Raw genomic sequence first — 12,529 nt, forward strand, 5'->3', positions numbered from 1 at the left:
TCGACGTTCCACCACATTGTGTTAACTCCAACTTAACCTCCCGCATATGTCCTTGTCGCTTCCCTGCTGTAGTCTACGAGAGAGCACTTCGACTCAGCGTACGGAGGAGGTTGTCATGGAGAGAACAGGGACAGGCCGATTGCGCTCCCGTCGCCAGGCCTTTCGATCCATCCGTCGGCAGCTACTGCAAGATCGCGACAGGCTGTTGCTTCAGACAAGCGCTCGACGCCCTGACCAGACGACGAACGAACCCGCAGCCGACGTGCTGGACTTGGCCGCAGCCGAGCGGGACGTCCTATTCGACGATCTCATGGCACAACGTGCCCATCTCAAGCTCCAACAGGTCGAACGTGCGCTTCATCGTATAGACGATGCCTCCTACGGTGTCTGTCACCTCTGTCGAGCGGACATTCCCTTGCCTCGCCTTCGCGCGCAACCCGATGCCACGTTGTGTATCCCTTGCAAGACAGAGTGTGAAGATCGTGCGTTGTTGCACAGCAGGACATGACCGACATTCATCAGGCACAGAGCGCGCTGACGACGTCAATGGGTATTGGGAGTTGAGCTGCGTCCACCTCTCCGCACCTCTCTCCCGGGCTGTTCCCCTCTTCTGAGCCGGAGCGGGACAGCCCTCCCACTCGTTCGATTTCAGCACCCGATGGGCACCGGGCACGGGAGCACATCTGCCTCTTCTGACATTCTCACTTGACGCGGAAGAGATTCGCTCCACCAGGCAGGAGGAGCGAACGCAGAAAGGGGAATCTCTGTCGCCGCTGGATCACGCCGCACATCCATTGAACGACGGGATGTGCGGAAAAGACGACACACAATGTGCTTGAGTGCGGAGATCCGAGCATAGGGCAAGAGAATGAGACGGGAAGCCGAACAACATCCCTGCTGACACCGATCAGCTATTGCGACTGCCGCCGTCTACAACGCGTCGGCAGCAAGGCTGTCGATGCGTTCGTCAATACAAGTGGGACAGAGGGTTGCCTGCGATCGCCGACGCGATTGCACGAACGGAATCTCTTTCCAACACTCCCGGCATGTACCGGTGGCGAGCATGGGCGCGGTGCGAAGCGACAGGACATCTTGACGGCGTGGACGAGACCGATGGATCTGAAAACCTCGGTGTACGAGTTGCATGATCTCCCTCCTATGTTGGCACTGACCATGTCAAGACCAGGATACAAGGAGGACATCACACCCAGATCCGAAGAAGATAAACGTTCTGTTAACAGAAGAAGTGAGGGCCAGGATGGGACCCGGTAAAAACCACACAGAGGTATACTCAAACCTCGCCCTTACCGCGACGGAGGACGGTACCGATCAATCACCGGCGTCCAGGATGGTTCAAGATCGCGCTTGGCAGCCGCAAGAAAGCGGGATTCAGCTTCGGCATCCCGACTCCCACGCCTGAGGCCAACCGTGTGCACGGCGAAGTAGGCCGGCGTCCCCAGGACTTGGAGATCAGCGATGACTTGGGCCAGCGGCTTCCCCCAGAAGGCCTCGAAGTAATGCTCCTGCACCTCGTCGGCGGCCTTCTCCTGCAGCACCATCGTTGAAGCCCCCACTTCATACTCCCCCATGAACGCGATCGACCCGGGCGACACGGTCGTGTCGCTTTGCGCCACGACCGACTTCGGCAGGAGAAACAGCGTGACTTCGCGCACCTTGCCGAAGCCTTTCTCCGACGTGCTGAATGCCACCGCCGCATAGCGCCCGGGCGGGACATTTTGTATGTACACCGTCCCGCCGCCACCGCTGCCGGGTGGAGGAACCACGATGCTCGTCGGGATCAACTTCGTCCCTTCAAAGAGGTCACGGTCTTTCTCGATCTTGACGAGATAGAGTCGGTCTTCCGTATTGGGCACCCAGGCTGGGCTCTTAATGGTGAGACCAATCACCGCACTCTGTTGATCAACCGGCTTCGTGATCCGAACCGGAGAGACAAACTCCCCGGCGAGCAGCTGGAACTGCTTCTTCGGCGGCTTGCTGGCACAGGCCACGCCGGACAACAAGGCCATGGCAACGATCGCGATCAGCGCTCTCTTCATGAATGTCCCTCTGGATTGAAGCAACCTGATTGGCGGCCCTAGTGTAGGAAATCCGAGGTGGCGTCACAATAGCTACTTATGCAGGGTGTCGGTAGCTGGATGGAACAGCGGACTGACCCGGTGCGTACGGCACGGGCTAGCGGCAGTGCGGGAGTCTGCCGCGGTGGATCGTCCGTGGGAGCGGAAAGGCCAAACGGGAGCGGACTACGGAACCGGCACAACCGGGGCAAGAGGAACCTCTGCTGCCGTTTTCCCCTGGCTTTGGCTCTCCAGCGACAGACGCTTCAACACACTTTTCGCGCGCTCTTCCAAACGCTCGGCCTCGCCGGATCGCTGCCTCCGCCTCAGAAGCGAGGCATAATTCTTTAAGGTCTTCACATAGGCATCGCGATCATACCCCACCGATTGCTCGTAGATCCCCAGTGCCTGCTTATACAGGTCTTCCGATTGGTCGAGCTTGTTCTGTGACTGGTAGAGGGAGGCGAGATTTTTCAGCTCGCCGGCCACTTGAGGATTATCGGCCCCCTGCTGTTTCTCGCGGATCGCGATGGCCTGCTGAAACAACGGCTCGGCCTGGGAGTAGAGTCCTTGCAGCTCATACAGCTGCCCCAAGCGGCTCATGGCCTCCGCCGTATCCACATGCTCATTCCCGATCGATTTCCGGAAAATGCTCACGGCCCGCTGATACAGCACCTCGGCCTGGGGGTATTGGTTTTGCGCCCGATAGGTGTCAGCCAGATTCTCAAGATTCCTGGCCACAATAGGATGATTCGGCCCGAATGCCTTTTCATGAATGGTCAGCGTGCGCTGGTACAAGGGCATCGCCCGGGCATGTTGTCCCTGGGCCTGATACAGTTTGGCCAGGTTATCTCTTGTGATGGCCGTTAGACTGTGCTCCGGCCCCAGCTGCTTTTCGAGAATCTCCAGCGCCCGCTGCAACACCGGCTCCGCATCGGAGAATCGATGCTGGTCCTGATACACCACGGCAATGTTGTTCAGACTTTCCGCCGTCTTACTATGATCCGCGCCGAACACCTTCTCCCGAATTTCTCGGGCACGTTGATGGAGCGCCTCAGCCTGCGTGTACAGCCCCTGGAGCCGATAGAGCTCGCCCAGATCGGTCAAACTCGCCGCCGTCTCCGCATGGGCCGGACCGTAGACACGTTCGCGGATCGCCAAGGCCTCCTGAAACAGCGCTTCGGCACGAGGATAGCGGCCCAGTTCACGGTTCACCTCGCCTAATTGGCTCAGGGTTTCAGCCAAGCGTTTACCCTGTGGGTCCAAGACTTCGGCCTCTTTACGGGCCGCGACAAACAATTCTTCCGCATGCGTGTAATCTCCGGAACGCATGGCGTTGGTGCCCTCTGTCATCGCCGACCGCCAACGGTGATCCTCCGCGCAAGCTGAGAGGAAGCCCAGGAAAGCCAGACCGATGGTAAGTGCTCGGGCATTCAATCGAATACTCATGATGGGTAACTCGTGGGTGGTGAGGACGTTACTGTTCGCAGACGCTGTTTGCCCATTAAGACTTACCCCCTCCGACGCCCCAAATCAACCCCGGAAGACGATCTTTTTCATCGACCGGGAGTTCTATCACTGTTTCAATGAGTTAGCACTCGGCTCTCCAGGCGAGTGAGCTTCTTTCCCCACACAGGGCCGGCCACTCAGGAGCGGGTGAGACAGAAAAACAATCAACTATCGCTGAGGTATGTTGGAATCGACAAAGGGAGCGAGCTTCGCAATGCCGGAGGTGTCATAGGGGAGGACACTGAAGACTTTCGCCACATCGATCGCCGGCTTCCCCGGGCGTAGGACTTTTTGCGCCAGCGTCGCAAGCCATGACAACGGCACGAGGACAAACCTAGGTAACCAGAAGACCGACAAATCTGGATTGGCTCGCCGAAGACGATCCAAGAGTTCCTGCTTGGTCGGTGAGACGGGGTCGAGCAGATTAAGCGGACTCGTCACCTGGTCCCAAGCATCCGTCATCCAAGCGAGGCAGCGGCCGGCAAACCCGACATCAACGACTCCAAGGCGATCACCTGACGACCCGACGGCCACGAAGATGTTCCCCAATCGCTTGCCGAGCCGGCCAGGCGGATCAAAGTCCCGGTAGTCGACCAGCGCCCCGGGGCGAATCACCTTCACGGAGATGCCCAGGTCCTTCCCGAGCTGGACCGCCAGACGTTCCGATTCCAGCTTGCCCCACACATACGGCCCGGATCCCTTGCTATTCGGCTCCAGTGGATGATTATCGGGAATCGGCTGCCCCGTACCTTGCGCTAACACGGCTAAACTGCTCACATGCACGAAGTGTGTGATACCTGCCCCGGCCGCTCCACGGATCATGTGTTCCGTCGCATCGAGCGAATTCCGCTGATGTTCCGGCCAGCCGCCTGCGGTTTCCGCCGCAGCATGGATGACGGTATCCACCCCCTTGAAGAGATCGGCGCTCGCCCCCGTCGCCACATCAGCGACCACGTATTCAGTCCCTGGGATGCGCTCCCACGGAGACGGCTCTCGACGCGCCACCACACGAACGGAACGGCCGCGTGACAGCAAGGCCCGGACAATTTCTTTACCCAGGAACCCCGTTCCACCCGTGACCAACACGCCACGACTTTCGACCGGTTTCGGAGCCGCTGCAGCCAAGGCTCTGGCCTCCCCCACCTTGAGCGCCTTTGCCACTCGCTCGCAAATCCGAACGGTCTCTAACAAACTCTCGGGTGACAGGGGGGAGGGACTGCCGTGCCGTGCCGACTCGTAAAACGCGGTAAAGAGTTCGGCAAGGCCGGGGTAACTCCGTTGACGCTTCAGAAAGCGGCTTGCCATCGCTGAGGTGGTGCCGGTCAACAGCTGCCAGGCCTGCCGGTAAGGGGCAAACAACTTATCGATGCCGGACGAGCCAGGTCCAATAGCCCGCTGCGTGGTGCTCCGGACATAGTCGGCGAACAATGAGCCGTTGCGACCGATCACACGAAGATAACTCTCGACCGGCCGCCCTTCCAGAGTCACGATCAACGTGCCGGTCACGCCGCCGCGCCGCACCAGCGCGTGCACCGTTCCGGCCTGGCTGACTTCCAGCGACAACAGCTCCGTTCGCCCCTCCCCCGCCTGCTCCAATACTTGAAGCAGCAAGTAGACCGGGTGCGGCAGGATGTCGAGTAACTGATGATCGGCGCGAAGTACTTTGCGGCCGCCCGGCGCGTGACGCACGGTCCGGAAGGAGAAGTAACTTTCCACATGCACGACCCGACCAATGGACGGAAGATACTGGGTCAGCACCCGGGTCGGAGGCTCGTAGAGCAATTGATGGCCGGCGCAGACGCGGAGCCCCTTGGCATTCGCCTCATCCAAAACCTGCTGCGCGTCTTCCACCGATTCGGTAAAAGGTTTCTCGACATAAATGTGACAACCGGCCTTGATCGCCATGCGCGCAAGGGGAGCATGGGACGCGGGGGGCGTAATAATGTGGACGACGTCCAGCCGCTCAGACGCGAACAACTCTTCTGGGGTTCGAAAACACCCGATACCCGGCACGATGTCGCGCATGGCAGCTTGTGCCACATCGGAAGGATCTGCGACGGCAACCAGCTGCACACTGGGGCACCGCACAATCGCGCGGGCGTGATGCTGCGCGTGGCGGCCTGCGCCGATCAGCGCGATTCGCAATGGACGTGAAGATGAGGGTGTCTGGCTGCTAGGGTTTGTCACAAGTAGTCTGCAACTGTGCAGTGCTACTATAGTCTATTCGCAGGGATTGTTGAAGCCTTCTCGAAAATTCATGCAGGGCAGCTGCCGCGCCCATACCACGTGTCGTACACATCCTTAGATGTGTCTTCGCTCACAAGGGAAACACTGGTGCATGCAGTCCGGACAGAGCCCGCCGTTAAACTGCATCGCTGAACGCTCGGCAATGAACGTCGCCAGGTCGTACCACTCGCCGGATTGATCCGGCACACGCTTGCACCAGGAGCACAAATTCATAATCCCTTGCGGCCGCCCAAGCGTTGATTCCATTCTCCAGATCGCGTCATCCTGCACGATGGGCCGGCTGAGTGCCGGCCCACCTGCGGTGTTCTCGTGAATCACCAACACCGCCCCGAGCACAACGCCCCCGTCATCGACGACCGGAGACACCGTGCCACGAATCACCCGTTGAACGCCCTACCTGGAGATCCAGGTGTCGATGTACATCAACACCTCCTGGTTGTTCAGCCTTGAACCGAACCTCAATAACCCACGTGTCGTTGATTCAATGACCGGCGCTGAGGCTGCGACAAGGACTGGCACACCGAGAAATTCTGCAGCAGGCGTGGGTGGACCGACGGAGGCGAAGGCCAGTTTGCGAGGGCATGCCCTCTTGCAGACAGACCCAAAGGAACTCTGACGGAAGATGGAGATGGCGGAGAAGTCGAGCGTGGAAACATCCCGCGCCCCGGATGGCGAGGCGGAGGCTACCGTTTGCGATAGAACGACGCGATCATCTGGACAACATAGTGCAGCTGCTCATCGCTCAGCTCCGCATAGATCGGAAGGGCAAGGACCTCTTCAGCCGCGCGCTCCGATTGCGGGAACGCGCCTTTTGAATATCCCAGGTCACGATAGCAGTTTTGCAGGTGCAGCGGCAGTGGATAGTACACTTCTGTGCCCACACCCTGATCCTTCAAAAAGCTCCGCAGCTCATCGCGCTTCTGCACACGAAGAGTGAATTGATTAAAAACGTGAAAGTTGTCCTGCCCCACCACGGGTAACGTGAGGCGATCGGTCAATTGGGTGTCGGTGAACAGTTGCACATAGCGCGCGGCGTTCCGTCGCCTACCCTCTGCCCATTGATCCAGCCGCTTCAATTTCACCAGCAACACCGCGGCCTGTAACGCGTCTAATCGACTATTGATCCCGATCGCTTCGTGCACGTAGCGTACGCGGCTGCCATGGACCCGTAGCATGGCGATGGATTCCGCAAGAGCCTTGTCGTTCGTGGTCACCATTCCAGCATCACCAAATCCACCCAGATTTTTCGACGGGAAGAAGCTGAAACAGGCCACATCGCCCAACACCCCGGCTCGCCGTCCCTTCTGCGCAGCGCCAATGGCCTGGCAGGCATCTTCGATCACACCGATCTTGTGTCGTCTCGCAATCTCGTTGATCGCCCCCATGTCTGCACATTGACCGAAGAGATGTACTGGGATAATCGCCTTTGTCCGTTTGGTGATGGCCCGCTCCAACAACTGCGGGTCCATATTGAAATCATCTGGACGGATATCAATAAAGACCGGCTTAGCACCTAAGCGGGAAATCGCCCCGGCCGTCGCAAAGAAAGTGAAGGGCACCGTGATCACCTCATCGCCGGCCTTGACGCCCAAGGCCATCAACGCGAGCAACAAGGCATCGCTCCCGGACGCCACGCCCACCGCATGCGTGCTGCCGACATAAGCCGCCACTGCCTCTTCGAGTGCCACCACCCGCGGCCCCAGGATAAAGCCCTGCTCATCACAGGTCGCTTCAATCGCGGCCAGGATTTCACCACGCATGGATTGGTATTGGGCTTTCAGATCAAGCAGCGGAATGTTCATCGTCTCCCTCGGTCCACTCATGACAATCGATTGGGCTGCAACTTCATCGTATTGCCGGCAGGTCGCCGGCTATGTAAGAGATACGTGTACAGCGACTGGTACTGCTTGACGGTTTCCTGGATCGTAAACTCTTCCGGCAACTCTTCGCTCCCATTCCGGAGATCCGCGCGAAGCCGTGCATCTCCCAGAATCTGACAGACTCGCCCTGCGAGGGCCCGGACATCGCCGGCCGGACAGAGCGTTCCCTGGATACCTTCAACGATCGCTTCGGCGGCACCGCCCACTCGGGTCGCCACGATCGGCACCCGGCTGGCTCTCGCTTCCAAGATCGCGCAGGGCAACCCCTCCCATTGAGAGGTTAATACAAAGACGTCGAGCGCCTTGAGGAGCGCCGGAACATCGCGGCGCCAACCAAGCAGGGTCACCTTCTCCTGCAACCCCTCGGCTTGAATCATCGCTTCGATGCGGGGCCGTAACTCGCCGTCGCCGACGAGGATACATTTGGCCGCAGGCATACGCTGACACACCAGAGCGGCCACACGAATAAAATCTTCGGGCGATTTTTGCGGTTTCAAGCATGAGACCGTCCCTACGAGCAGGTCCTCAGGGCCTACGCCCAATGCCGCCCGGAGGCGGTCGCGTTCCGCCGCCTCGATCCGCGCGGCAAATACCTCCGGATCAATGCCGGGCCTGACGACCGACACCTTGGAGGCGGTGAACAGCTCCCACTCGATACCCTGACGCCGGTCGGCCTGCGACACCGCAATCCAATGGGTGGTCACGCGCCCGACCATCCATTCAAGCCCGATCAACAGTCGTTGTAGCCAATACGGCTGGGCGGGCGTCACGCCGTACCCGTGTATCGTATGCAGAATACAGGGGACTCCGGCCAACCAGGCAGCGATGCGCCCTAGGATACCAGCTTTTGAACTGTGGGTGTGGACAATCTTTGGCCGAAGCCGTCGGAACGTCGCCACAAGCTCCCACAGAGCACGCAAATCCTGCAGCGGATGAATCTCCCGGGCAAGAGAAGGAATCAGCCGCAGTTCCACGCCTTGCAGTGCATGCGCCTCTTCGGTCAACAACCCGTCCGGCCCTGCGATCAACACGGGGCGGAATCGCCGGCGATCCAGGCTGGACACCACCCGCATCGCGACTTCCTGCGCCCCCCCAAGCTCCAGCTTGGTGATGACGTGACAGACGACATCCATAATATTCTCCCGCTCAGGCGGCGGCTCTCATCCGTAACCGCTCGGCGACCTGCTGCCCCTGGGCGATGGCGTCCTCCATCGATGTATGCTCCCACAATCCATATCGCCCGATCGACGAAATCCCTCTACGCTCCAGTTCCCCCAGCAACTCCTTGACCGCCCGCCCACGGTACCGGTCGAACAGGACATAGGCGTAATACAAATCCTTCACGTCCGACATGACCAACTCGTCCGTCGGCCGTAACACCCCAGCCTGCTCCAATCCATACCGAACCCGTTCGATCAGCGAAACCTCCGACTCCCGCTCCGTCGGCTGATGCGAGATCTCCACATACAGGGAACTACAACCGGGGCGCCCCATGGCCGGGGAGAAGTTCATGGGAAACCCGGCGCGATAGAAGGGATAGCGGTGTTCAGGGAAATAGATCCAATGCTTGTCGGAGATCTGTTCTCGCGCCACCGCCAGGTTCACATTGTAGACCGACACCCAGCGCAGCGATTGCGCCAGCTCCCGCATGGACGACGGAAGATCGACACATCGACGGATCAGATCCGGCAGCGGAATCGTCGAGATGATCCGCTCGTACTCCTCGGTGCGTTCTCCTTGCGCACTACGAAACACCGCCCGCCGCCGTCCCGTCTCGATCTCCATCAATTCGGAATCATAGGACAGATGCTCCACCGAGGGCAGGAAGGCCTGAGGCAAGACTCTGATACCGCCGCTCACCGGATATTGAAACGATGGGTTGTACCCGAACGCCTTGTCTTTGATTCCCAAGGCACCGTTGACGACATCCTTCACGTCCGGCTTCGGCACAAGCCAGGACACCCAGTCGGAGGTAAGCTCATCGAGAGACACCTGCCAGAGCTTCTCATTAAACGGCACCATGAAATGCTTCGCGATCCCCTCGCCCAGACTCTCGACAATCCACTGTTTGAAGGACCGACCTTCCACCGACGCCTTAGACGAGGGGTCCGTCAACGTGGCGATAAATCCCAGGAGGCACTCGCGCACGACCTCAGGCGGAAGGCCGTGAGTATTCACCTGGAACGGATACTCGGTGTAGGTATCATGCGAGTACACGAAGGACTTGCGGGCATGTCGCTGTAACTGGCCCGGCAACAAGCTTTCCACCAACGCCTTGATCGCCGTCTGACGAAAATGAAGCAGATGACCGGTATAGTCAAAAGTGAATCCTTCTTTGACGTAAGAACGGCACAAACCGCCGACCTCGCGCTCCCGCTCCAAAATCTTGTAGCGCATGCCCCGCAGGTGATAGGCCGCGCTCAATCCCGCCAATCCGGCCCCGACAATCAGAATCATACTGCGCCGGTCCTTTCTGTCGAACGTGCCGGGACCGCCTCACGGCTCACGGCGACGACTCCGCTGGACACATTCACACGCGTCAACGCCACGGCCGCGACGGCCAGCCCCATGACCGTCAGTCCGCTTAACCCCAGGGCAAGATCCTGAGGCACGGCCATGACAAGCAGCCCGATGCCGCCCAGCACGGCTGCGCCGAGATAACTCACCAGCACGACTTGAGGCACCGACAGTCCCCAGTGTCGCAAGCGAATCGCCATGTGATCGGGGCTGCCGAGAAATATCGGCAGGCCGCGGAGGAAACGGATATACATGACAAAGAGCGTGTCGAAAATCGGCATGCCCAGAATCAGCACCGGAGTCAGCAGCGACACGGAGTGGCCTTCGGTGTACTTGCCGATCATCGACAACGCTCCAAGCATCAGCCCGACGAACATTGCCCCGGAATCACCCATATAAATCGACGCCGGGCGCCAGTTGTACCGAAGAAAGCCCAGGAGGCTGCCCATGAGCGCGGCGAGCATGAAGGCGATGGTCTGATCACCATTGAGCACCGCCACGACACAGAGAAACGCGGCACTGATGATCCCCACACCGGCCGACAGCCCATCCATAATATCCAGCAGGTTGAAGGCATTGATGATGCCGATCATCCACAGCACCGTCAGCACGAGATCGACCCAATCGGGGAGGGACGCGATCTCAATCCGTATGCCGCTCTTGATCAGCACGAACACGGCCAGGAACTGTCCCACCAGTTTCGTGCCCGGCGAAAGCACGCCGAAATCGTCAATCAACCCCAGCATGACAATCAGGGTCCCCGACAGCACGATACCGAGGACGTCTTGTCGAAACTCGAAGGTAAAGGCCAGACTGACGAGAAAGGCGAGATAGATCGCCAACCCGCCTAGGTACGGAACCGGCTCCCGCTGGTGCTTGAGCCGGCCATCGGGATTGTCGACAATACCGAACTTCAGCGCAGCCCGGCGCGCGATCGGCACTCCATACATCGCCAGCAGCACGGCGACTACGAACGTCAGGGTGAGCAGAATCATCGTGCCCTCGTCGAATGGCGGTGGCTCGAAACCGGGCTTTGCGCGGGATGCGGCGTCGCTTGATTGGGCTTACCCGCCGCGAACGCACGATACACATCGGCGAGCCGAGGCCCCCACAGAGCCAGGGAATATCGTGATTCCACCGTCCGCCGGCCGGCAGCTCCCATGCGTGCCCGCAGGTGCGGCCGGCCGCAGAGCGCGTGCAGTCGCTCGTACCACTCGTCTTCGGTCGACGCGAAAAATCCGTTCTCCCCGTTCACGATGATGTCGCTGTTGACGCCGACGGGGGAGGCCACCGCCGGTAAACCGACGGCGAGATACTGGAGCAGCTTCAGCCCGCACTTGCCTCGCGCCCATTCGGTATCTTCCAACGGCATGACACCGATCGTGGCATCTTGAAGATCCGTCACCTCACGGCTGAAATCCCATGCTCGGAACTCGACGTCAATACCGGCTAATTTCGGCGCATGAGAACAGACCACTCGAAGTCTCACGTGATACTGAGACTGAAGCGTGCGAAGTGCCGGAACGAGCACATGCAGGTACTTCAGGTTGTAGGCCAACCCCATCCATACAATCGTGATGGCCTCGTCAGCATGACAAGGCGAGGTCGCAGCCTGACTGGCGAGCGGGACGAAGCGGTCCGTATCCACGACGGTCGGCACCACAGACACATACGATGAGCACTGCCTGGCATAGGCAGCCAGACGATCATTGCCGACAATGACACCGGTGGCGATCTTTAGGAGCGCAGGAATCTTGGCCTCATGCCCATGGGTGAGGTAAATCGCATCGTCCATCTCGACCACAACCCGCTGTCCCAGCCAACGCAGCACTCGTTCCACGACCGGAGGCGCGTAGGGGAATAGCGGCCCTTCAATGACGACCAGGTCCTGCCTGTTGAGCATCAGCACAGTCCCCAGCCGTTTGAGGAATCTGGCGAGCACATACGGAATCTTCAGACAGGTCTGCAGCGCGCGAGACCGTACCTCTAGAATGGAAAAGTAGGTTTCCCCGAACAGGGGCTCCACGCGACAGTCGATCCCCTCGGCCTGAAACTGAGGCAGGAACTGAAAGACGCGATAACGACTACTCGGGCCGATGCTCGAGCTTTTTGAGAAGTAGGTAACGGTCATGGCACGCGTGGCGCCTGTGGCCTCGAAGTGTCAAGCAGTTGCGCGGACAGACCCGACTCCTCAAATAGTACCGGAGTTCCCCGGCAAGGATAGGTTTTTCGATGTTTCTGCGTGGGCGTGAGCGACTCGCTGCGGGGACACTACGAATTGCGGAATGGAAGAGCACTAGA

The 12,529-nt window shown here is 59.5% G+C and carries 11 protein-coding genes; 1 reads left to right on the forward strand and 10 read right to left on the reverse strand.

All coding sequences use genetic code 11. The annotated features are described in order from the left end of the window. Positions 1 to 115 precede the first annotated feature (115 nt). Positions 116 to 508 carry a TraR/DksA family transcriptional regulator gene (locus KJA79_RS12240; protein ID WP_213042333.1) on the forward strand — a complete coding sequence of 131 codons (393 nt, stop codon included), beginning with the start codon at positions 116 to 118 and terminating at the stop codon, positions 506 to 508. A 422-nt stretch (positions 509 to 930) separates the two neighbouring features. Here KJA79_RS12240 and KJA79_RS12245 read toward each other — a convergent pair whose 3' ends face one another. The 10 genes from KJA79_RS12245 to KJA79_RS12290 form a co-directional block, all read right to left on the reverse strand. After that, positions 931 to 1,146, reverse strand: a complete 216-nt coding sequence (locus KJA79_RS12245; RefSeq protein WP_213042334.1) for a hypothetical protein — start codon at positions 1,144 to 1,146, stop codon at positions 931 to 933. Positions 1,147 to 1,304: 158 nt separating this feature from the next. Beyond that, positions 1,305 to 2,057, reverse strand: coding sequence for a hypothetical protein (locus KJA79_RS12250; RefSeq protein WP_213042335.1), 753 nt, complete (start codon positions 2,055 to 2,057; stop codon positions 1,305 to 1,307). A 204-nt stretch (positions 2,058 to 2,261) separates the two neighbouring features. Then, a complete protein-coding gene (locus KJA79_RS12255) occupies positions 2,262 to 3,524 on the reverse strand; it encodes a tetratricopeptide repeat protein (RefSeq protein ID WP_213042336.1) in 1,263 nt (420 codons plus the stop codon). A 228-nt stretch (positions 3,525 to 3,752) separates the two neighbouring features. Further along, positions 3,753 to 5,729, reverse strand: coding sequence for a Gfo/Idh/MocA family oxidoreductase (locus KJA79_RS12260; RefSeq protein WP_213042337.1), 1,977 nt, complete (start codon positions 5,727 to 5,729; stop codon positions 3,753 to 3,755). 156 nt (positions 5,730 to 5,885) lie between these two features. Beyond that, positions 5,886 to 6,212, reverse strand: coding sequence for a hypothetical protein (locus tag KJA79_RS12265; protein WP_213042338.1), 327 nt, complete (start codon positions 6,210 to 6,212; stop codon positions 5,886 to 5,888). A 302-nt stretch (positions 6,213 to 6,514) separates the two neighbouring features. Further along, entirely contained in the window at positions 6,515 to 7,633 is a 1,119-nt protein-coding gene (locus KJA79_RS12270; RefSeq protein ID WP_213042339.1) for a DegT/DnrJ/EryC1/StrS family aminotransferase, read from the reverse strand. A gap of 17 nt (positions 7,634 to 7,650) precedes the next feature. Continuing rightward, positions 7,651 to 8,844, reverse strand: coding sequence for a glycosyltransferase family 4 protein (locus tag KJA79_RS12275; protein ID WP_213042340.1), 1,194 nt, complete (start codon positions 8,842 to 8,844; stop codon positions 7,651 to 7,653). Positions 8,845 to 8,857: 13 nt separating this feature from the next. Next, a complete protein-coding gene (locus KJA79_RS12280) occupies positions 8,858 to 10,168 on the reverse strand; it encodes a protoporphyrinogen/coproporphyrinogen oxidase (RefSeq protein WP_213042341.1) in 1,311 nt (436 codons plus the stop codon). Beyond that, positions 10,165 to 11,223, reverse strand: coding sequence for an MraY family glycosyltransferase (locus tag KJA79_RS12285; RefSeq protein ID WP_213042342.1), 1,059 nt, complete (start codon positions 11,221 to 11,223; stop codon positions 10,165 to 10,167). The genes KJA79_RS12280 and KJA79_RS12285 overlap by 4 nt, the downstream gene beginning before the upstream one ends. Further along, complete coding sequence (locus KJA79_RS12290; RefSeq protein WP_213042343.1) at positions 11,220 to 12,359, reverse strand: glycosyltransferase family 4 protein; 1,140 nt, start codon at positions 12,357 to 12,359, stop codon at positions 11,220 to 11,222. The genes KJA79_RS12285 and KJA79_RS12290 overlap by 4 nt, the downstream gene beginning before the upstream one ends. Between the last annotated feature and the right edge of the window lie 170 nt (positions 12,360 to 12,529).

This window comes from Nitrospira defluvii, assembly GCF_905220995.1.
Classification (GTDB): domain Bacteria; phylum Nitrospirota; class Nitrospiria; order Nitrospirales; family Nitrospiraceae; genus Nitrospira_A; species Nitrospira_A defluvii_C.

What these genes read in the sequence shown, in the direction of transcription:
- KJA79_RS12240 (WP_213042333.1), top strand. Translation starts at nt 116, where the DNA reads ATGGAGAGAACAGGGACAGGCCGATTGCGCTCCCGTCGCCAGGCCTTT.
- KJA79_RS12270 (WP_213042339.1), bottom strand. Translation starts at nt 7,633, where the DNA reads ATGAACATTCCGCTGCTTGATCTGAAAGCCCAATACCAATCCATGCGT.
- KJA79_RS12275 (WP_213042340.1), bottom strand. Translation starts at nt 8,844, where the DNA reads ATGGATGTCGTCTGTCACGTCATCACCAAGCTGGAGCTTGGGGGGGCG.
- KJA79_RS12250 (WP_213042335.1), bottom strand. Translation starts at nt 2,057, where the DNA reads ATGAAGAGAGCGCTGATCGCGATCGTTGCCATGGCCTTGTTGTCCGGC.
- KJA79_RS12245 (WP_213042334.1), bottom strand. Translation starts at nt 1,146, where the DNA reads ATGCAACTCGTACACCGAGGTTTTCAGATCCATCGGTCTCGTCCACGC.
- KJA79_RS12290 (WP_213042343.1), bottom strand. Translation starts at nt 12,359, where the DNA reads ATGACCGTTACCTACTTCTCAAAAAGCTCGAGCATCGGCCCGAGTAGT.
- KJA79_RS12255 (WP_213042336.1), bottom strand. Translation starts at nt 3,524, where the DNA reads ATGAGTATTCGATTGAATGCCCGAGCACTTACCATCGGTCTGGCTTTC.
- KJA79_RS12280 (WP_213042341.1), bottom strand. Translation starts at nt 10,168, where the DNA reads ATGATTCTGATTGTCGGGGCCGGATTGGCGGGATTGAGCGCGGCCTAT.
- KJA79_RS12285 (WP_213042342.1), bottom strand. Translation starts at nt 11,223, where the DNA reads ATGATTCTGCTCACCCTGACGTTCGTAGTCGCCGTGCTGCTGGCGATG.